Annotated in this window: 7 protein-coding genes; 2 read left to right on the top strand and 5 right to left on the bottom strand. The window is 60.5% G+C overall.

What is annotated here, in order from left to right:
- Nucleotides 1-100 precede the first annotated feature (100 nt).
- From C4S63_RS10220 to C4S63_RS10205, 4 genes are read right to left on the bottom strand one after another with little or no spacing between them, the layout of a single operon-like run.
- Nucleotides 101-5557: a non-ribosomal peptide synthetase gene (locus C4S63_RS10220; RefSeq protein ID WP_103917503.1), complete on the bottom strand. Its 5457-nt coding sequence runs from the start codon at nt 5555-5557 to the stop codon at nt 101-103.
- Nucleotides 5554-16359, bottom strand: a complete 10806-nt coding sequence (locus C4S63_RS10215) for a non-ribosomal peptide synthetase (protein ID WP_103917502.1) — start codon at nt 16357-16359, stop codon at nt 5554-5556. The genes C4S63_RS10220 and C4S63_RS10215 overlap by 4 nt, the downstream gene beginning before the upstream one ends.
- A gap of 33 nt (nt 16360-16392) precedes the next feature.
- Nucleotides 16393-16593 (bottom strand): MbtH family protein, encoded by a 201-nt coding sequence (locus C4S63_RS10210; protein ID WP_062815862.1) that lies wholly within the window; start codon nt 16591-16593, stop codon nt 16393-16395.
- Nucleotides 16594-16633: 40 nt separating this feature from the next.
- Nucleotides 16634-18292 (bottom strand): multidrug ABC transporter permease/ATP-binding protein, encoded by a 1659-nt coding sequence (locus C4S63_RS10205; protein ID WP_103917501.1) that lies wholly within the window; start codon nt 18290-18292, stop codon nt 16634-16636.
- 228 nt (nt 18293-18520) lie between these two features.
- Here C4S63_RS10205 and C4S63_RS10200 point away from each other — a divergent pair, with 228 nt between their 5' ends.
- Complete coding sequence (locus tag C4S63_RS10200) at nt 18521-19132, top strand: TetR/AcrR family transcriptional regulator (RefSeq protein ID WP_063509209.1); 612 nt, start codon at nt 18521-18523, stop codon at nt 19130-19132.
- 106 nt (nt 19133-19238) lie between these two features.
- Nucleotides 19239-19874: an endonuclease gene (locus C4S63_RS10195; RefSeq protein WP_103917500.1), complete on the top strand. Its 636-nt coding sequence runs from the start codon at nt 19239-19241 to the stop codon at nt 19872-19874.
- Between the two features lie 157 nt (nt 19875-20031).
- On the opposite strand, the gene C4S63_RS10190 is transcribed toward C4S63_RS10195, so the two are convergent.
- Nucleotides 20032-21807 carry an acyl-CoA dehydrogenase C-terminal domain-containing protein gene (locus C4S63_RS10190; protein ID WP_103917499.1) on the bottom strand — a complete coding sequence of 592 codons (1776 nt, stop codon included), beginning with the start codon at nt 21805-21807 and terminating at the stop codon, nt 20032-20034.
- Nucleotides 21808-21947 lie beyond the last annotated feature (140 nt).

Genomic DNA, 21947 nt, shown 5'->3' with positions numbered 1-21947 from the left:
TCGTAACGATCACAATAATAGGAATGATTCGCATCTGCATTATACAGATTGCCAAGCTGACAACCAGTGCACATTTATTTCGGTTTATTTGTCGCTTGGGTCAATCGATCAGGGATACACAGGTATCAAGGATGTCGGGCAAGCCGTTGATCAGACCCTCTTCCCTGACAATGCCAAGATGATCAGCCTGCAGGACTTCGCTATGCGCCAGGCAAGCAAATACCTGCAACCCTGCACGCAAGCGGTCTGCTCGGCCCCGCGGTTCGCTAGCCCACCAGCTGTGAACCGGAGTCTCCAGCTGCGGCAACTGATATCCCCAGCACAGGGCGCGCAGGTGCTGTTCCACTGCCCAGGCATGCAGCAATTGGGACGCACTGTCAGCCATCACGGGCTCCACCGACTGCTCCTGGAGCCAGTGGCGGAAGAGCCCCGGCCATTGTGATGGCGCACCGTCCCGCAGCCGTTCGATGCAGCTATCCAGAGCCTTGCCGGTAAGCGTGGGCAGCAACATGCCCAGATGCTCCCGGAGCGTCTGTTGGGCCTCGGGCGACGTCCACTGATCTTCCGGTACTTCATGGCCCGGCACATAGGTATCCAGCAAGCCGAGAAAGGCCACCGATTCCCCCGCGGCTTCCAGACGTTTACCCAGCTCCATGGCCAGGGCCCCACCCAGCGACCAGCCCAGCAGATAATAGAGGCCTTGCGGTTGCGCCTGACGCAGGGTGCGGTAGTAACGTTCGGCCATTTCTTCCAGGGAAGGATCAAACCATCCTTCCTCCAGGAAACTCCGTGACTGCAAGCCATTGACCTGCCACTGCCCATCCAGCGCGCTCGCAATGGCTTGATAACCGGTCACGCGGCCAGTGACCGGATGCGGGCACCACAGCACAGGGGCATCGGGGCTGTGATTCAGTGGCGTGACCAGCGCCGGGTCGGCCTGGGCTTCACGAGGCGCCTCCGCCAGGGCCAGCAATGCCAGCAACTCCTGACGGTACCGGCCACACAGGTGCTGAATACGCCGGGCATCATAGTGGCTGCTGGCGTAATCCCAGACCAGTGACAGTTTGCCCGCTACTACCTGGCCGTTAATCGCCAGCGGCGCGGCCATGGGGTTGTTGTCTGCCTGTGGTTTGCCGCCACCTTGCAGCGGCGTAAAGCCCTGGATCAAGGCGTCGTCGTGGTACTGGCCCAGATAATTGAAGGTCACCGGCGCATCGGCACTGCCATTAAGCGGACTCTCCGTGAGATAACGCAAAACACCATAGCCCACTCCGCCATCGGTCTCGGTTTGCTTCAGTTGTTGTGACACCGCAAACAGGTTCTGGCGTGGGTCGCTGTCGTAGGGCAAGGCCAGCGGATAAAGGCTGGTGAACCAGCCGAGCGTCCGGCTCAGGTCCAGCCCCGGAGCCAGGCGGTTTTCGCGACCGTGGCCTTCCAGGTTGATGGTAAGAGGTCGATTTGTCGTAGGAGCGGCGCTCGCGGCGCGATCCGCAATTGTGGAAAATCGCGCCGCCAGCGACGCTCCTACAGGAGATGGCTGCAAGGTTCGTGTCAGTGCCGTCAGCAACAACGCTGGCACCGTTACCCCCAATTTGGTGGGCGCTTCCTGCAAAAGCCGGCGGGTATCTTCATGATTCAGGGACAAGGAAGCCATCTGTTTTTCCCCATAGGCCGGCAAAGGCTCGCCGCGCTTTTCCGGTTTCTGCCCCTGCCAAAACGGCAGGCGTTGCTCGCCCTTTTCTTCCCTCCATTGCTGCAGGGCCTGATGCCAGTCAGCCAGATTATGGGTCCGTTCCGGCAAGGCAATATCCTTGCCTCCCTGCACCTGCTGGTAAGCATTCAACAGATCTTCCAGCAGGATTCGCCAGGACACCCCGTCCACAGCCAGGTGATGAATCACCAACAACAGGCGATCCGGCTGATCCGGTGCGGAAACATATAACGCTCGCAGCAACTCGCCGGTTTCAATGTTCAGGCTTTGCTGGGTCTGTTCACACAGTGCTGCAACCTGGTCTTCACCGGAGGCTTCACGCCACCACAGCAACTCCCCCGGCGGTGTGTCGACAGGCAGACATTCCTGCTGCCACCCCTCTGCGTGATTGGTGAACCGCAAACGCAACGCATCGTGTTGGCGATACAAGGCGTGCAACGTGGCCTCCAAAGCCTGCCGCTCCATCGGCGCGTCCAGAGCCAGCCACAAATGTTGGTTCCAGTGACTGGGACTGGGCGGGTTCAGGGAGAAGAAGTGTTGCTGGATCGGCAGCAATGAAACCGGTCCCTGCATGGGCGCCTGGGAAATAACGGTTGCCTCTGCACTGACCACCGCTGCCGCCAGATCCTTGAGCAACGGTTGCTCGAAGAGTGCTTTGGGGCTGACTGCCAGACCCTGCTGCCTGGCGCGGCTCACTACCTGGAGAGCCAGGATGGAATCGCCGCCCAAGGCAAAGAAGTGGTCGTCACGGCTGACGTTATCCACGCCCAACAATGGCTGCCAGATATCGGCGAGGATTTTTTCGTTGTCGGTTTGTGGGGGCTCGCCTTGGCCAGTGGTCTGCCATTGCGGTTCTGGCAAGGCTTTGCGGTCCACCTTGCCCGCCGGGGTCAGGGGCAGTTGCTCCAGGATCAGCAACTGGCTGGGCACCATGTAGTCCGGCAGAGTGCGGGACAGCTCTGTCAGGATCGCATCAGTGTCGATTCGCGGCTCGAGCGCCGCTCCTACAGGGGCGCGTTCCACGATGTAGGCGACCAGGCGATCGCCGGTGGGGGATGGTTGGGCGATCACCGCCGCCTCGCGAATTGTGTCGAAGGCCAGCAGGCGGCTTTCGATTTCCCCAAGCTCAATGCGGAAGCCACGGATCTTCACCTGCTGGTCCACCCGACCCAGATATTCCATGACGCCGTCGTCGCGGAATTGCACCAGGTCCCCGGTGCGGTACATGCGCTCGCCGGGTTCACCGAACGGATCGGGAAGAAAGCGTTCGGCGGTCAGGTCCGGGCGGCCGTGGTAACCCCGGGCCAGGCCCACTTCGTTGCCGATATAGAGTTCACCGGCCACACCAACAGGAACCCGATTAAGTTCCTGGTCCAGTACATAGAGTTTTCGTGGACCGACGGCGGTACCGATGGGCGCGTAGGCACTGGTGAGCGTATCCCCCGGATAGGCCGCCCACAGCATGGGCGTGACTACGGTTTCCGTGGGGCCGTAACCGTTAATGATTCTTTGCGGCTTGAGCACCTGCTGCATGCGCTCAAAGGTTTCCCGGGTAAAGGCTTCGCCCCCCAGGGTCCAGGAACGCACTTTCAGGGAAGGTTGCTCTTGTTCGATCCAATCCAGTAACGGCCCCACATAGCTGGGCGGAAAACAGGCGATGGTGACGTTTTCTTTTTCCAGCGCCTCGCAACATTGTTCCGCACTCCATAGTTCCTGGTCGCGGATGACCACGCGGGAGCCGAAGGCCAATGGCACCGTCCAGCGCTCCACGGCGCCATCGAAACTGATGGAGGCAAACTGCAGTTCCACATCCTCCGGCGTCATGCCGTAGCGCTCGCCGATGGTCTGCACATGCATGGACAGACCGCCGTGGGTCAGTGCCACTCCCTTGGGTTTACCGGTGGAACCGGAGGTGTAAATGACGTAGGCAAGCTGGTCGGGATGCGGTTCGTTATGCAGGTTTGTCGGGGAATAACGTTGCAGAGCCAGTGTCTCCACTCGCACCGGGGTTAGTCCATCAACACGGGGCAGGCTCTCAGCCAGATCCGACGAGGTCAGCAACAGGTTCGCGCCACTGTCTTCCAGCATGTAACGCAAACGATCCGCAGGGTACCCCGGGTCCAGCGGCAGGAAGGCGCCGCCGGCTTTCATCACCGCCAGGAAGGCTTCGATCATGGTGACGCCGCGCTCGAAGGAAACGCCCACCACATCGTCCGCTTTTACTCCCTGCTCAATCAGGTAACGCGCCAACTGGTTGGAGCGGGCTTCCAGCTCGGCAAAGGAGACACGGGTGCCACCATGCACCAGGGCAATGGCATTTCCCTGCTCGGCGGCCTGCCGGGAAAACAGGGACACAAAGCTTTCCGACTGCCACTCACCGCGGCCCTGCCCCCACTGTTCCAGCCGGGGCAGATCGTCGCCGGCCACCTCGATAGTACCCAGACGACACTGACCATCGCTGAAGGCATCCAGCACAGCTTCCATGGCCTGCTGCAAACGCCTGGCGGTTTCGCCATGAAAACGGTCCGCGGCATAGGTCAACGTCAGTGCCAGCGCCCCGTTGTCGCTTTCGTGCACATCCAGCGCCAGATCAAAGAGTGCATGGGGGACGCCCTGGGACAGGGGCGTAATGGTGACATCTTGGTCCAGATGACGGCTGCCGCCATCGCGACGCTGATAGTTGAACAGCACCTGGAACAGGGGCGTTTCGCCCGGCTCTCTTTGCGGAGACAGGGACGCCACCAGCTGGTCAAAGGGCAGCGCCTGATGAGCCTGGGCATCCAGCATGGTCTGATGCAACTTCCCCACCCATTCATTCACCGTTAGCGCCGCTTGCGGTTTGCCGCGTATCACCAGGGTGTTCACAAAGAAACCCACCAGCGCTTCCACTTCCGAGCGCTCGCGATTGGCGACCGGCACGCCCACCGGAATATCACGTCGACCACCAACCGCAGCCAGTGCCCATTGCCAGGCAGCCAGCACCACGGTGAACAGGGTGGTGTCGTTGTCACGGGCCAGCTTTTGCAGCGCCGCCTGCAAGTGTTGCGGCAGGGTCCATTGCACACTGGCCGCCTGACGCAAAGCGTTCTTTTCCGGGTTGCGATCATGGGCAATCAACAACGGGGGCTGCACCTCACCGAGTTGTTCACGCCAATAGGCCAACTGCCGGTCCCGCTCACCGGCATCCAGCCAGGCCTTTTGCCAGAGGGCATAGTCCGCGTACTGAATGGACAAGGGAGACAGGGGCGCATCGGACAGATAGGCACGGGCCAGGTCGGTAAAGAACACGTCCATGGACCAGCCATCGGAGACCAGATGGTGCATGACCAGTTGTAGCCGCCATTGCTGATCGGTCACTTGCAGCAGCTGCACGCGCAACGGGTTGTCCCGCTCCAGTACAAAGGGTCGACGGGCATGTTCGTCCGCCAGGGTCTGGCGGGCATTGTCATCCAGCGCCCGGGCATCACGCTGCTCCACGGACAGGGGCGCGGCTGCAATCCATTGCTGCGCCTGGCCATTTTCCTCTACAAAACGGGTGCGCAGACTGTCGTGCCGATCTGCCACCGCTGCCACGGCACGCAACAGACGCGCCACATCCAGCGGACCTGACAACATAAAGGCGGCAGTCAGATGGTAGGCCGTGTTATCCGGTTCCAGTTGATGGATAGTCCACAAACGTTGCTGGGCCGGCGCCAGTGGAATTCGTTTCGGGCGATGCCCGGCGACAATAGGCAACCGCTCAAAGGGAATGCCCTTTTCACTCAGCTTCTGCAGAAAGACGGCCTGCTTGCTTTCATCCAGCGACATAAAACGCTGGGCCAGTGCTGCCTTATCAAGTTGACTCATAAATCTTCCAGGTCATCCAGCAGGTCGGCCATGGCCGCCAGATCGTCGTCTTCCTGCTGTTTTGCTTCACCGTTGTGCTGGTCCACCAGGGCCGCCAGCGCCTGCAGGGAGTCGGCCTCGAACAGGGCACGCAGGGGCACAGCCACCCCCCAACGATCACGTAAAGCCGCCACCACACGGGTGGCCAGCAGGGAGTGTCCGCCCAACGCGAAGAAATTATCGTCCAGTCCAACGCGAGACTGCCCGAGCAATTCTTCCCACAGGCCCGCCAGTTGCTGTTCCGTCTCCGTCTGCGGCGCACGATATTCCCGGGCCTGCCATTGCGGGGCCGGCAGGGCCTTGCGGTCCAGCTTGCCGTTGGGTGACAGGGGCATCTTTTCGAGCACCATGAACAGTGACGGCACCATGTAGTCGGGCAAGGCACCGGCCAGGGCCTGCTGCCAACGCTCCCGGTTATCGGATTCGCCGGCCACATAGGCCACCAGCTGATCCCCCGCCTCACCGGGATGGGCCACCACCACGGCGTCGTCCACATCCGGCTGCTGCTTGAGCTGTTGCTCGATTTCTCCCAGCTCGATGCGCAGGCCACGAATCTTCACCTGATGATCCAGGCGGCCCAGGTATTCGAGAATGCCGTCGGCCCGCTGCACCACCTGATCACCGGTGCGATACATTCTGCTTCCCGGCTCCCCGAAGGGATTGGGGAGAAATCGTTCCGCCGTCAGGTCCGGGCGACCGAAGTAGCCCCGGGCCAGGCCCACCCCGGCAAGGTACAGTTCACCGGGAATCCCCCTCGGCACCGGATTGAGATCGGTGTCCAGCACATGCAGCTGGATATTGCTGATCGGCGCACCGATGGGCACGGTGTGACCCGCTTCAGAGCGGCATCGCCAGTAGCTCACATCGATGGCCGCTTCCGTGGGGCCATACAGGTTGTGCAGCTGCACATCATCCCGTGCCGCAAAGACCGTCTTCTGCAGCTCGCTATCCAGCGCCTCGCCGCTGCAGATCAGTCGCTTCAGATGCGGCAGGTCCTGCAGGCCGGTGGCACTCACGAAGGCGTTGAGCATGGAGGGCACAAAGTGCAGCGTGGTGACGCCTTCATCCGCCATCACCTGTTGCAACCACACCGGATCCGCATGGGCCTCCGGCGGGGCTACGGCAAGTCGCGCCCCCACCATCAATGGCCAGAAAAATTCCCACACGGACACATCGAAACTGAACGGCGTCTTCTGTAACACGCAGTCGCGATCATTCAGGGGATATTCGCTCTGCATCCACAGCAAACGATTTTCCAGGGCCGCCTGGGTATTGAGCACGCCCTTGGGTTTGCCAGTGGACCCGGAGGTATAGATCACATAGATCGCCTGGTCCGGGTGCCATTGCACCACCGGGGGTGTGGTCGGCTGGTCGCTCACATCCAGCTCGTCCAGACACCACATGGGCACCGCCTGCGGCCAGCTTGCCAGCAGACTGCTGTGGGTCAGCAATAATGCCGGCGACGCGGCATCCAGAATGTAGGCCAGACGATCCTGTGGATAGGACGGGTCCAGCGGCACATAGGCGCCACCGGCACGGGTGATGGCAAGGATGCCGATGACCAGTTCCAGAGAACGGGGCAGCCCGATGGCCACCCGCACTTCCTCTTTCACGCCGACGCGGCGCAGGCGATTGGCCAGCTGGTTTACCCGACGATCCAGTTGCGCATAGGACAGCTGTTGCTCGCCCATGGTCAGCGCAATGGCATCCGGTGTTTTCTGTGCCTGCAGGCTTAACCGTTTGGGAACCGCAGTAAAATCACCCCAGCGTTTCCGGGTGGCATTGAAGGTCTGCTGTGCGCGGATTTCTTCATCGGTGAGCAGATCGATATCCGCCAGCAATTGCTGTGGATCGTGCAGCAATGCCTCCAATAGAAGACCAAAATGCTCACGCAAACGGGCAATGGTTTCCGGCTTGAACAGGCCGGTGTCGTAGCCGACAAAGCCCTGTAGCTGCTGGTCGTCTTCAAGAATATCCAGGGCCAGTTCAAACTGCGCCCCCGCCGCACCGGGATCAAAGGGCGTCACCAACGCTTCCGGCCACTGCGGAGCAAAGTTCTGGCTGAGTCGCTGGTGGTTGAACACCACCTGGAACAGCGGATGGCGATCCAGATTTCGGTCCACAGCCAGGGCGTCCACCAGACCTTCAAAGGGCAGCGCCTGGCGGCCCTGGGCCTCACCGATAAATTGCTGAATCGCCGCCACCTGTTCGGCAAACGATTGCGGCTGATCAAAGTCCGCAGGAATCACCAGCGTATTGATAAAGCAGCCCTGCAGGGTTTCGGTTTCCGCCTGCAGTCGACCGGCCACCGGCACACCCACACGCACCTGTGACTGCCCACTGTAACGGTGCAGCAATATCTGCCAGACACTGAGCAACAAGGTGGATACGGTGGAACCCAGTTCGCCGGCACGCTGTTTCAACCCGGCCAATTGTGCATCGGTAAACCGAATTGTCTGGCGGGCACCTCCCGCTCTCTCGCCCCGAGGGAAATCCGTGGGCAGGGCCAGGGGCTCGCCCCCATCACCCAACTGCTCCACCCACCATCGGGTCTGGGCGCGGGCCTCATCGCTGTCCAACCATTGTTGCTGCCAGGCGGCATAATCCGCGTACTGAATTTTTGCGGGCGATGCCGTCAGGGCATCGCCCTGATGGGCTTGCCGATACAGCTCGCTCAGCTCCGCCAGCAGCAACTGCATGGAAACCCCGTCGCCGATGATGTGATGCTGCACCAGCAACAGGTGATAGCGTTGATCGGCCAGCTTGATGGCCAGCACCCGCAACAGGTTGTCACCGGCCAGATCGAACGGCTGACTCAGCACCTGATGTTGCACTTTTTCTGCAGCGGCTTCCGGGGCATTTTCCTGCGACAGATCCTGCCACTGAATCTCGATAACGGCGTCATCATGGATGCGCTGACGTGGAGCCCCACCCGCATCCACAAAACGGGTGCGTAAACTTTCGTGGTTGGCCACCAGAATATTCAGCGCCTGTTGCAGGGCATCGCGATGTAGTTCACCACGCACCTCCAGGCCCAGCGGCATATGGTACGCCCCGTTATCCGGCTCCAGTTGCTGCACAAACCACAACCGACGCTGCGCTGCCGAACAGGGAAGATCACCACTGCGCGGCACCGGCCTGATTGCCGGCATGGCTGCAACTGACTGACACAACGCGGCACAGTGCTTCAGAACCGGTTGCTCGAAGATGCGGTTCAGCGGCAGGTCCAGTTGATGCTGATGGCGCAAACGGTTGACCATCTGTACGGCCAGCAGTGAATGACCCCCGAGGTTGAAGAAATGGTCATCACGGCTGACGGTTTCCACGCCCAGCAATGGCTGCCAGATTTCCGCGAGAATTTTCTCGTTGTCGGTTTCCGGTGCGTCCCCCTCACTGCTGCCCTGCCATTGCGGTTCCGGCAAGGCCTTTCGATCCACCTTGCCCGCCGGGGTCAGCGGTAGTTGCTCCAGCGTCATTAACTGGCTGGGGACCATATAGTCCGGCAGGGATTGGGACAGAGAAGCCAGAATGGTCTCGGTCTCGGTTCGCGGCTCCAGCGCCGCGCCTGCAGGATCGCGTAGCACGATATAGCCAACCAACCTGTCACCCGCCGGTGAGGGCTGGGCCACCACCGCTGCCTCGCGGATTTGATCAAACGCCAATAGCTGACTTTCGATTTCCCCCAGCTCAATGCGGAAGCCGCGAATCTTCACCTGCTGGTCCACCCGACCCAGATATTCCATGACGCCGTCGTCGCGGAATTGCACCAGGTCCCCGGTGCGGTACATGCGCTCGCCGGGCTCACCGAACGGATCAGGAAGAAAGCGTTCGGCGGTCAGGTCCGGGCGGCCTTGGTAACCGCGGGCCAGGCCCACTTCGTTACCGATATAGAGTTCACCGGCCACACCAACCGGAACCCGTTTGAGATCCTGGTCCAGCACATGGAGTTTTCGTGGACCGACGGCGGTACCGATGGGGGCGTAGGCACTGGTCAGGGTCTCCCCCGGATAGGCCGCCCACAGCATGGGCGTGACCACGGTTTCCGTAGGCCCGTAGCCGTTAAGAATCCGCTGCGGCTTGAGCACCTGCTGCATGCGCTCGAAGGTTTCCCGGGTAAAGGCTTCGCCCCCCAGGGTCCAGGAGCGAACCTTTAGTTCAGGCTTTTCCTGCTCGATCCAATCCAGTAACGGCCCCACATAGCTGGGAGGAAAACAGGCGATGGTGACGTTTTCTTTATCCAGCACCTCGCAACATTTTTCCGCACTCCATAGTTCCTGGTCACGGATGACCACGCGGGAGCCAAAGGCCAGCGGCACCGTCCAGCGCTCCACAGCCCCATCGAAACTGATGGAGGCAAATTGCAGTTCCACATCCTCCGGGGTCATGCCGTAGCGCTCACCGATGGTCTGCACGTGCATGGACAGACCGCCGTGGGTCAGTGCCACTCCCTTGGGTTTGCCGGTGGAGCCGGAGGTGTAGATCACGTAGGCAAGCTGATCCGGATGGGGACCGTTATTCACTCGGCCATAGGCGTACCCATCCAGCAACAACCGGTCCACCGCCACAGGTTGCACGGCCGCAACCGACGGCAAGACATCCATCAGGTTCGACGAGGTCAGCAACAGGCTCGCACCACTGTCTTCCAGCATGTAACGCAAGCGATCCGCAGGGTACCCCGGGTCCAGCGGCAGGAAGGCGCCGCCGGCTTTCATCACCGCCAGGAAGGCTTCGATCATGGTGACGCCGCGCTCGAAGGAAACACCCACCACCTGATCGGCTTTGACACCCTGTTTGATGAGATAACGGGCCAACTGATTGGAGCGGGCTTCCAGCTCGGCAAAGGAGACACGGGTGTCACCATGCACCAGGGCAATGGCATCCCCCCTTGCTGACGCCTGCTGGGCAAACAGGGACACGAAACTGTCGGAGCCCCATTCACCGCAGCCCTCTCCCCAGGTTTGCAGACGAAACAGGTCATCACCGAGGCTATCCAGTTCGGCAAGCGGGCCATCCTGACTTTCTGCCAGTGACAACAGTGTCTGCCTGAATGCGGTCGCCATACGGTCCACCAATGCCACCGGCAAGGCGCCCGTGTCATGGGCAAACAGCATCTCCAGATGTTCACCAGGCAACACCGCCACGGTCAGCGGATAGTGGGTAAACTCATGACTGGTCGGCGTGCCCAGTTGCAGGCCGCTGTGATCGCCGCCCAGCAGGGCTTCATCCAGCGGATAGTTTTCGAAGACCAGCAAGGTATCGAACAGGCTTTCCCCTCCCCAGCCGGCCTCCTGTTGCACCTCGAACAGCGGCGCATGACCGTGTTCGCGCAGGGAAGCATTGTCCGCCTGCAATGCCTCCAGCCACTGATCCACGGGCTGGTCGCCATCCAGCGGTACGGTCATCGGCAGGGTATTGATGAACAGGCCCAGCATGCTGTCGCTGCCGGCCAGTTCCGCCGGGCGACCGGCAACGGTATTACCGAACACTACCCGACGTTGTCCGGTAAATTGTCCCAGCACCCGGGCCCAGGCTCCCTGTACCAGGGTGTTGATGGTCAGCCCCTTGTCGCGAGCCGCCTGACGCAGGGCCCGGCTGGTGGCCTCGTCGAAGGTAATGGGATGACGGCGGAAGGCACCTTTCTCTTTCGACCCTACCGACTCCACCAGACGAGTGGGCGCCTGCAGGGGGGCGAGATAGTCCTGCCAGAACGCCCGTGTCGCATCCCGGTCCTGCTGCTGCAGCCAACGCAGGTAAACGCCGTACTCTTTCGGGGCAGCAGGCAGGGAATGGCCGTGATACAGGGCCATCAGCTCGGTGAGCAACACCCCGGTGCTCCAGCCGTCCATAAGAATATGGTGCAGGGTAAAGACGCACTGCCAGGTTTGGTCGTCGGTCCGCAGCAAGTCCACCCGCCACAGCGGCGGATTTTCCAGATCGAACCCCTGCTCCAGCAATTGCTGGCAGTAGCGATCCGCATCACCTTGCGACCGCAGGTCTACCTGCTGCCACGGCAGAACAACCTGATCCCCAGGCCAGATTGCCTGATGGCGCTGTTCCGCCAGGTAATCCGGCAGCAGCGCAGTGCGCAACACCGCATGGCGTTGCAGCAATTGCTGCCAGGCCTGTTTCATCCGCTGTGGCGACAGTCCCGTCAGTGGCAGTATCAACTGGTTCACATAGGTGCTGTTGCGGTCACTCAAACGGGAATGGAACAGCAAGCCGGACTGCAAGGGTGACAGGGGCAGAATCTGCTCCGGCCGTGACGGTAACGCATCCAGTTGCGACTGGCTCAGGGATGCCAGCGGCATATCCGCCGGGGTCAGGATCGGCGGCGCCTGCTCGCAATGGCAGGCCAGCCGTTCGCATTGTTCCAGCCATTGGGCGACCAGCACTTCACCCTGCTCCCGGGACACACCCTTGCCATCCACGTCGATACGCAGACGCAGCGCGCCCTCCTGCTGATCCGCGTTGATGGTCAGTGGCGCATCCGCCGGGGCATCCGGCGCCTGCCACAGGCCCATCTCCCTGACGCTGACACCCGGCAGGGAGTCATGGCGAAACCGGCCCAGATAGTTGAACAGCACGTCCATGTGGTGATCCGCGTCCGCCAGCTTGCCCTGCTGACACAACAGGCCATAACCCAGGCCGCCATGGGCAGGTTGGCGCAGTTGTTCTTTCTGCCATTTGATGGATGCAGCCAGATCCCCCTGACAATCCAGTCGCTGGGGGTAGAGGCTGGTGAACCAGCCCACCGTGCGGCTCAGATCCAGACCGGCATGACTGTCGGCACGGCCATGGCTTTCCCGATGGATACGTACCGTGTCGCGGCCACAATAATCCGCCAGCGTCCCGGCCAGCGCGATCAACAGAAATTCTTCCAGATTCAGTGACGCATAACGGTCCGCACTTTTTACCCAACGACGCAATGTCTTCGCATCGGTCTGACACTCGAACCGGGCAGGCCCCGAGTCTTGATGCACCGGAAACAGGGGCGCCAGGGTTTGTGTAGCCTGCTGCCAGTACGGCAGTTCTTTCTCGGCCTCGGGAACGAAATGCTGGTTCAGTGCCTGGCGCCAGTCCTGCAGGTTATGGGTCTTGCGCGGCAGACTGGCGTCGCCTCCTTGCTGCAGTTGCTGGTAAGCACTGAACAGATCTTCCAGCAGGATTCGCCAGGACACCCCGTCCACGGCCAGATGGTGAAGGGTCAACAGCAGTTGCGGTGCATCCCCAACAATATAGAGCGCCTGCAGCACCTTGCCGTCGGCAGGGCCAAGCCCACCCTGCGCCGCCGCCATGGCATGAGAAATGTCGGACTCACTGCGGGCTTCAACCACCTGCAGCAAGGGGCGCGTACTTTCTGCCACACACTGCGCCTGTTGCGGATCGGTGGCGGAAAAGCGCAGCCGCAAGGCATCGTGCTGGGCCACCAGCATCTGCAACGCCGCTTCCAACCGCTCGGGATCAAACGCGTCCTGGACGGAAAAATGGATGTACTGATTGCAGAGGGACAGGCCTCGCTGTTCGATAAAACGCTGCTGGATGGGCAGCAAACCAACCGGACCCGACAACGGTTCCTGACTGGCCGCATTGCCCGTCACGACCCGGGCGGCCGCTGCCAATGCACGCAGTGTGGGTTGCTCGAACAGGTCTTTGGGTGTCAGCGCCAGCCCCTGTTGGCGGGCCTTGCTGACGATCTGCAACGCCAGAATGGAATCGCCGCCCAGAGCAAAGAAGTGGTCGTCACGGCTGACGTTATCCACGCCCAACAATGGCTGCCAGATATCGGCGAGGATTTTTTCATTGTCGGTTTGTGGGGGCTCGCCTTGGCCAGTGGTCTGCCATTGCGGTTCTGGCAGGGCTTTGCGGTCCACCTTGCCTGCCGGAGTTAACGGCAGAGCTTCCAGGGTGATCAGCTGACTGGGGACCATGTAGTCCGGCAGGGAGGCGGACAGGTCGGCGAGGATAGTGGCAGCATCCAGCGCCGCTCCTACGGGATCGCGTAGCACGATATAGCCAACCAACCTGTCACCCGTCGGTGAGGGCTGAGCCACCACCGCTGCCTCGCGGATTTGATCAAACGCCAATAGCTGACTTTCGATTTCCCCCAGCTCGATACGGAAGCCGCGAATCTTCACCTGCTGGTCTACCCGGCCCAGGTATTCCATGACGCCGTCGTCGCGGAATTGCACCAGGTCCCCGGTGCGGTACATGCGCTCGCCGGGCTCACCGAACGGATCGGGGAGGAATCGCTCTGCGGTCAGATCCGGGCGGTCATGGTAGCCACGGGCCAGCCCCACTTCATTACCGATATAGAGTTCACCGGCCACACCAACAGGAACCCGATTAAGATCCTGGTCCAGCACATAGAGTTTTCGTGGACCGACGGCGGTACCGATCGGCGCGTAGGCACTGGTGAGCGTATCCCCCGGATAGGCCGCCCACAGCATGGGCGTGACCACGGTTTCCGTAGGCCCATAGCCGTTAAGAATGCGCTGCGGTTTCAGCACCTGCTGCATGCGCTCGAAGGTTTCCCGGGTAAAGGCTTCGCCCCCCAGGGTCCAGGAGCGGACCTGTAGTTCAGGCTTTTCCTGCTCGATCCAATCCAGTAACGGCCCCACATAGCTGGGAGGAAAACAGGCGATGGTGACGTTTTCTTTTTCCAGCACCTCGCAACATTTTTCCGCACTCCATAGTTCCTGGTCGCGGATGACCACGCGGGAGCCAAAGGCCAATGGCACCGTCCAGCGCTCCACGGCCCCATCGAAACTGATGGACGCAAATTGCAGTTCCACATCCTCCGGGGTCATGCCGTAGCGCTCACCGATGGTCTGCACGTGCATGGACAGGCCGTCGTGGGTCAGTGCCACCCCTTTGGGTTTGCCGGTGGAGCCGGAGGTGTAGATCACGTAGGCAAGCTGGTCGGGATGCGGTTGGTTGCGGACCGGCCCATAGGCATACCTATCCAGGGACAACTCATCCACTGCCACCGGTGTCACCGCATCGACCCTCGGCAAGACCTCAATCAGGCTCGAGGAAGTCAGCATCCTTTTGGCGCCACTGTCTTCCAGCATGTAACGCAAACGATCCGCCGGATAGCCCGGGTCCAGCGGCAGGAAGGCGCCGCCGGCTTTCATCACCGCCAGGAAGGCTTCGATCATGGTGACGCCGCGCTCGAAGGAAACGCCCACCACCTCATCGGCGGTGACGCCCTGTTCGATCAGATAACGGGCCAACTGGTTGGAGCGGGCTTCCAACTCGGCAAAGGAAACCCGGGTATCGCCATGCACCAGGGCAATGGCATTTCCCTGCTCGGCGGCCTGCCGGGAAAACAGGGACACCATACTGGCTGCCTGCCATTCACCCTGGCCCTGTTCCCGGGCAGACAGCCATTTCTGATCCTCATCGGAAAGGATCGTCAGTGCGGACAAGGTTCGGGAGGCATCTTCCAGAAACTGTTCCAGCAGGCTCTCGAACCCGGCCTGCAGGCAATCGGCAATACGCTCATCCAGCGCTCCGTCACCATACACCAGACGCAGACCCAGGCCGCCTTGCTGATCCGGCCATACATCCAACACCAGATCGAACGGCGTTTCCGTCACCGGCAGATCCTCTACCCGGACGACGAGGTTGCCCAGATTCAGACTCATGCCCGCGCCCTGCTGGCGATAATTGAACGCCACCTGGAATAAAGGATGGCGCCCCTGATTTCGCGACGGGCAAAGTCGATCCACCACTTTTTCGAACGGCAGCTCCTTGTGCTGCTTGGCGCCTTCCAGGGATTGGTGAATGCGGGTAATCCATTCACTGACGGTGTCACCGGGACGAGGCGTCCCCTGCACCACCAGGTTATTCACAAAAAAACCGATCAACCCATTGTTGGATCCATTGCGGTTCGCGCTGGGCACACCCACCCGCACCTTATCCTGTCCCGTGATGCGGGCAAGCAGGTATTCCAGAACGGCCAGCAACACGGTGAAACGGCTGACACCCTGCCGGGAGGCCAGCGCTTTCAACGCCTGGTTTTGTTGAACAGAAAGGGAAAAATCACGAAAACAGGCTTTCTGCGCTGCTGCGGTATTTTTCAGCGAAGGCAATGCCAGCGGCTCGCCTTCATGCTGCAAGGTCTCTTGCCAGTATGCGAGTTGCTGCGCTGCCGTCTCACCGGTCAGCCACTGTTGCTGCTCCTCGGCAAAAGCCGGGTACTGTCTTTCCAGCGGAGGAAGCGGCATCTCACGACCATCACGCAGAGAGTTATAGACAAGGAAAAACTCCTGCATGAAGACACCCAGAGACCAGGCATCGCCGGCAATATGATGCAGGGAGACCATCAAGGCGTGGAGCGGCTTGCCATTGATATCCCCCAGACTGGCCAGGCGATAGCGCAACAGCCCACCCACCGCCAGATCAAAAGGCATGGCATTCTGTTGGCTAGCCAGGGAATAGGTGGCCGCGACCGGGTCTGACTGATCACTGACATCATCGATGACCAGCGCCCTGTCCTGGTGGGCGTTAATGGTCTGCCAGGCCTGGCCGTCAAATTCCGCGAATCGGGCACGGAGGATATCGTGACGGGCTAAGACCACATTCATGGTGGCCTGAAGCGCCGAAATATCCAGCTCCCCTTCCAGCCAGAAAAGACCTCCCAGATTGTACGCGGTGCTGTCTGGGGATAACCGACTGAACACCCACAAGCGTTGCTGGGAACAGGAGAGCGGCACCCAATGCGGCCCGGGACGGGCAGACAGGGAAGCAGACCCGGTCATGTCAGCTCCTTTACAAAATTGCGTGACAGAGAATCAGGCCTGAGCGTCGCGCAGACGCCTGGGGCGCTGGTCGGTCCATACCTGGTTGATATGCTCCAGGCAGTGAGCCTTGTTGCCACTGATCCCCACCGGCTGCCAGCCAGCAGGAACGGGACGGTAGGTAGGCCAGATGCTGTACTGTTCCTGGTCGTTAATGACCACGTGAAATTCGGTATCGGGGTTATCAATACTCATGGTTTCCTCGCCTTGTCGGCATGATCCGTTGCGCCGGGAGTCAGGCCCCGGCTTCACGGAGGGCGTGCACGCTGTGTCTGGCGGACTGACCGTCCAGCTCGATGAGCTGGCCGGCGTCCATTTTCAACAGCCGATCCGCCCGGTCGAAGTAATGATCGTCGTGGGTGATGGCAATAATGGTTTTGCCCTGTGCCTGCAGACGCGGCAATAACGCGTGGTAGAAAAACTGCCGGAACTGCGGGTCCTGATCCGCCGCCCATTCATCCAGTAACAGACAGTCGCGCTGCTCCATGACCGCCATCAGCAACGCCAGCCGCTTGCGCTGCCCCTGGGAGAACCGGATGTCACTGAGCCGCCCATCCGCCTGGCGCACCTTGTGCTGCATACCCAGGGTCTTCAGCCAGTCGTCCACCTCGTCGACGCGCACCTCGGCGCCGTCACCCTGCAACAGGCGATTGAACAGGTAGAAGTCAGTAAAGACCGAGGAAAAAAGCTGTCGATAAGCGACCCGGTTGTCTTCGGTAATGGGCTGGCCATCCACGCTCAAGGTACCCTGCAGGGGGCGATAGAGACCGGTCAGCAGCCGCGCAAAGGTGCTCTTGCCACTGCCGTTGCCCCCCTGGACAAAAATCAGCTCACCCCGCTTTACGGTCAGGTCCAGCGGACCGACCTCAAATCCGGCCACGCCATCCTGATCCGGATAACGGTAGCAGGCGCCCTTCAGTGACAACTGCTTGAAGCCGGCCAGTGACTCCCCCTTCGGCGCAAAGTCGGTATTCCCTTCTACCAACTGCAACCCGGCAAGCTTTTTCAGGGACACTCGCGCCGCCAGCAGGGTGGGCAATGCGGCCACAGCGCCAATCAGGGGGGTGCGCAACAGCAGAATGGTGAGCGCAAAAACCGAAGCGGTATTGGCGCTGGCCCAGCCCAGCCCGGACGCCAGATAGAACAGCACGCCGATCAGGGCCAGCATCAGCACATTGGCCATATTGCCGGCCACGCCATTGAAAATATCCGCGCGGGTGACGTGGTCACGGTAGGCACGGGCGTGATCGTCAAACTCTTCCTGGTAGAAACGCGCCGCCCGGGCGCGGTTCAGGGCCAGCTCCTTGCGCCCGTCAATCATGGCCTGGTAATCCTGGTACAGGTGATCATCACCCTCCCGTACCTTGCCCACATGAAAGTTGATCCGCCCCACCAGCCAGATGCCCATCCCTGCGGTCGCCACCAGCCATACCACGGTGACGGCAAACAGGGCCGGCGACAGCCAGGCCAGCCAGCTCAGAGCCGCCACACTGAGCGCGGCGCCGTAAACCAGCTCGGGCAGATGCACAAAAGCGATAGTGAGATTACGGGTATCGGTACTGAGTGCCGCCAGCAGAGGCGGCCCCCCCACCTTTTCCAGTTGCTCAATATCCGTGGCCAACACACGGCGCACCAGATCGCGCCGCAGGCCATAGACCATGCGATGCCCCAGCCGGTGGAGAGTGACCTGGGCGCCGGTGGCTGTGGCCAACAACGCCAGCAGCAGCAGGGCAAACTGCATCAACACCATGCCCAGCTCCGCCCCTCCGGCCAGTAATCGCTGACTGATGAATGCCAGCACGGCCACACTCAGCAAGGCACTGAGCACACTGAGCACAACGACAGCCACAAAGGTTGCTTTGCGACCGGAAAACAGCAAACCCGGCAAGGTCATGACAGTGGTCCGCCTCCATGGCTGATACAAAAACGAATCGCAATGATATTGATTCTTATTTATATATCAACCATAAAATGATGACCCTTTGCCCGGATGTGACGGCTATCATGGACATACCGGTACCCACTGCTGACCTGCCTGCTCCCGCAGGGCACAATAGGGTGACCCGTTTGACGAAAACCCGGTGCCCGGACCCTTTTTCCCTGTTCACTTGTCGGCCCTTTCATGCAACAACCCCTTAGCCAGCGCGGCCAGAAGCGTCAGCAAGCCATTCTCGAAGCCGCCACGGAAACGTTCCTGCAGCATGGCTACGAAGGCACGACTCTGAACATGATCATTGCCCGGGCCGGCGGCTCCAGGCGCAGCCTCTATGACTATTTTGGTGACAAACAGGGGCTGTTCGGTGCGGTGATTCGCTATCACACCGACAAGCTGGTTGAGGACGTCCGCGCCATCGATGTCACCGGGATGCCGGCGCGGGAAGGGCTGACCGTGCTTGCCCGCAACTTCGTGTTTGCGTTGCTGGAACCGGTCAACCTGGAGTTGTACCGACTGTTGATCACCCAGGCACCGGCCTTTCCGGAACTGGCTCGCAGCGCGTATCTGGCGGGCCCGGCGTTGTTGCTCAATGAGCTGGAGAAATATCTGGATCACCTGCAACGACAGGGGCAATTACCCGCCTCACTGCCCACCCCGCACACTGCCCGTCAGTTCCTGGGTATGGTGAAAGCCGAGTTCCAGCTGTGCGCGCTTTTATCCCCGGAGCGAATGCCGCCAGACAGTGCGATTGACGCACATATTGGCGATTGCGTGGCGCTCTTGTTAGACAACCGCTAGTCCGACCATTGGCACCTTCCATCTCCCCGGTATACATTGTAGTTAGCTGTCACTCTGCCTTTGGGGGCTAAGATGGCAAGAGAAGACATGTGACGGGACTCACAATATGAACAAGTTTTCACTGGTCCTATTGGCATTTTTCTTGCCAGTAGCCGCCAGCTATGGCGATTCACCTGAACAACAATTCCTGCAACAGGTGTATGCCAATGGCGGCAAGACGCTTTATTGCCAGGAAGCGTTTCAGCCCGGGGATCGGGTCTCTGTTGAACATATCTATGATGAACGCCGACTGGCTCAACACTTTGGCTGCCGCACCAGCCGCCTTTGCCAGAGCAACCAGCAGTTCGCCAATGCAACACGGGATCGCCACAGCCTGTTCCCGGTAACCCGCCGCGCCGAACTGGACCGGCGCCGAACCCTGCTGGGTGATCTGCCTGCCACCACAGCAACCGACTCCCAATGCGGCTATAAACAGGCCTTTCAGGTTTTCGAGCCACCCCGGTCCGCCAAGGGCGATGTGGCCAGGGCCATGCTCTATCTGTACGACCGCTACGACATCCCCTTGCTGGGAACGCTGGAAATGTACCAGCGCTGGAATCGGGATGACCCGGTGGATGACGAGGAACGTCGCCGCAACAACGTGATCGAACAGGTTCAGGGCAACCGCAACCCCTTTATCGATGAACCGAACCGGGCGGAATCACTGGAAGCAAGCTCTCCATTGAATATGCAGTTTCCGTAGAGGCCGTTGAACGTCAACGGTGTAAAGTTGAACCGCGGAAAAACGCACTGGTTTCACTAAACACAAGAGGCCGCGCACAGGTACTGGGCGCGGCCTCTTGGTTTTCAGTACGGGATAACCTCTCCCGCGTTTTAACGTTGCACTTTCAACTTTTCACTCAGAACCACTCGCCGTCCAGACCCATCATGGTATCCGCGCCACTCTTGATCTGGGCGAACAGGGCATGGGCCTTGGGCAGGATGCGCTGGAAGTAGTACTGGCAGGTAATACGCTTGGCCTTAGCGAAGTCGTCATCCCGACCGTCGGTGGCCGCCAGCATCTGTGCCCACAGCCAGGCGTAGAGCACGTAACCGAACAGGTCCAGATACTCCACGGCGGCAGCGCTGATCGCGTCCGGGTTGTTAGCCGCCTGGGACAGCAGCTCGTCGGTGGCGTCCTTGAGCAGGGTCAGTGCCGCCTGCAGCTCGTTGCTGATCGCAGCCAGCTGGCCGTTACCGCTGTTTTCTTCAACCCAGGCCTGGGCATCCGCCAGGAAGGCTTCCACGGATTTGCCGCCATTACGGGCCACTTTCCGGCCCGCCAGGTCCAGCGCCTGGATGCCGTTGGTGCCTTCGTAGATCTGGGAAATACGGCAGTCGCGCACGAACTGCTCCATGCCCCACTCACGGATATAACCGTGGCCACCGAAAACCTGCTGACCGGTGATGGTGGTATCCAGACCGCGATCGGTGAAGAAAGCCTTGGCTACCGGAGTCAGCAGCGCAACCCGGTCTTCCGCCTTTTTCTTGGCGTCCGCATCGTCGCTGAACTTGGCGGTGTCCAACTGCATGCCCACGTAGGCAGCCAGGGCACGGCCACCCTCATTGATGGCACGCATGTTCATCAGCATGCGCCGAACGTCACCGTGAACAATGATCGGGTCCGCCGGGCCGTTGGGATTTTTTGCGCCGGTGGCGCTGCGGCCCTGCAGGCGCTCGCGGGCGTAGTCCACGGCGCTCTGGTAGCTCACTTCACCCAGGCCCAGACCCTGCAGGCCGATGGACAGACGCTCGTAGTTCATCATGGTGAACATGCACGCCAGCCCCTGATTGGGCTCGCCAATGATCCAGCCCTTGGCGCTGTCGAAGTTCATGACACAGGTAGCGGAGCCCTTGATGCCCATCTTGTGCTCAATGGAGCCACAAGTAGCGCCATTACGCTCGCCCGCGTTGTTGTCCGCGTCGGGCAGGAACTTGGGCACCAGGAACAGGGAAATACCCTTGGAACCGGCCGGGGCGTCCGGCAGTTTCGCCAGCACCAGGTGAACATGATTGCTGGTCATGTCGTGCTCACCACCGGTGATAAAGATCTTGGTACCGGTGATGTTGAAGGAACCGTCGTCGTTGGGCTCAGCCTTGGTACGCAGGATCCCCAGATCCGTGCCGGAGTGAGGCTCGGTGAGGCACATGGTGCCGCTCCACTCACCGCTGTACAGCTTGGGCAGATACTGCTCTTTCAGTTCCTGGCTGGCGTGGGCATCGATGGCCAGGCAGGCACCGCTGGTCAGCGCAGGATACAGGGCGAAAGACGAGCAGGCGCTGTGCATCATTTCCTCGAACAGCACCGCCAAGGATTTGGGCATGCCCTGGCCACCGAATTCCGGATTACCGGAGAACGCACTCCAGCCATTTTCGGCAAAGGTTTTGAACGCGTCCTTGAACCCGTCCGGGGTGGTCACATCCCCGTCATTCCAGGTACAACCCTGCTCATCACCATTGCGGTTCAACGGAAACAACAGGCCTTCGGTCATCTTGCCCGCTTCTTCCAGAATGGCGTCGGACAGGTCGCGGGTTACCTCGGCGGTGGCAGGCATGGAAGCCCACAGCTGATCCGCTTTGAACACATCGTTGAGAACAAAACGCATGTCCTCGAGGGGCGCTTTATAGGTCGCCATTTGCACATCTCCTGAAAGTTGGCAGGGCGCAAATTTTAGGCAGCCAGGGCGCCGGGTAACAGGGTTATTTGTGACCCGCCGTTCATGGCCTCACGCGTCAATCACGCAGCGAGTGGAAGTAAGAGGGAGAAGACACGGTT

The sequence above is a fragment of the Alcanivorax sp. DSM 26293 genome (genome assembly GCF_900107995.1).
Lineage (GTDB): Bacteria > Pseudomonadota > Gammaproteobacteria > Pseudomonadales > Alcanivoracaceae > Alcanivorax.
Note: the sequence above shows the minus strand (reverse complement) of the source record. Positions and strands in the feature narration are given on the sequence as shown.

Coding starts and splice junctions, on each gene's coding strand:
- C4S63_RS10195 (WP_103917500.1), top strand. CDS start 19,239: ATGAACAAGTTTTCACTGGTCCTATTGGCATTTTTCTTGCCAGTAGCC.
- C4S63_RS10220 (WP_103917503.1), bottom strand. CDS start 5,557: ATGAGTCAACTTGATAAGGCAGCACTGGCCCAGCGTTTTATGTCGCTG.
- C4S63_RS10200 (WP_063509209.1), top strand. CDS start 18,521: ATGCAACAACCCCTTAGCCAGCGCGGCCAGAAGCGTCAGCAAGCCATT.
- C4S63_RS10190 (WP_103917499.1), bottom strand. CDS start 21,807: ATGGCGACCTATAAAGCGCCCCTCGAGGACATGCGTTTTGTTCTCAAC.
- C4S63_RS10215 (WP_103917502.1), bottom strand. CDS start 16,359: ATGACCGGGTCTGCTTCCCTGTCTGCCCGTCCCGGGCCGCATTGGGTG.
- C4S63_RS10205 (WP_103917501.1), bottom strand. CDS start 18,292: ATGACCTTGCCGGGTTTGCTGTTTTCCGGTCGCAAAGCAACCTTTGTG.
- C4S63_RS10210 (WP_062815862.1), bottom strand. CDS start 16,593: ATGAGTATTGATAACCCCGATACCGAATTTCACGTGGTCATTAACGAC.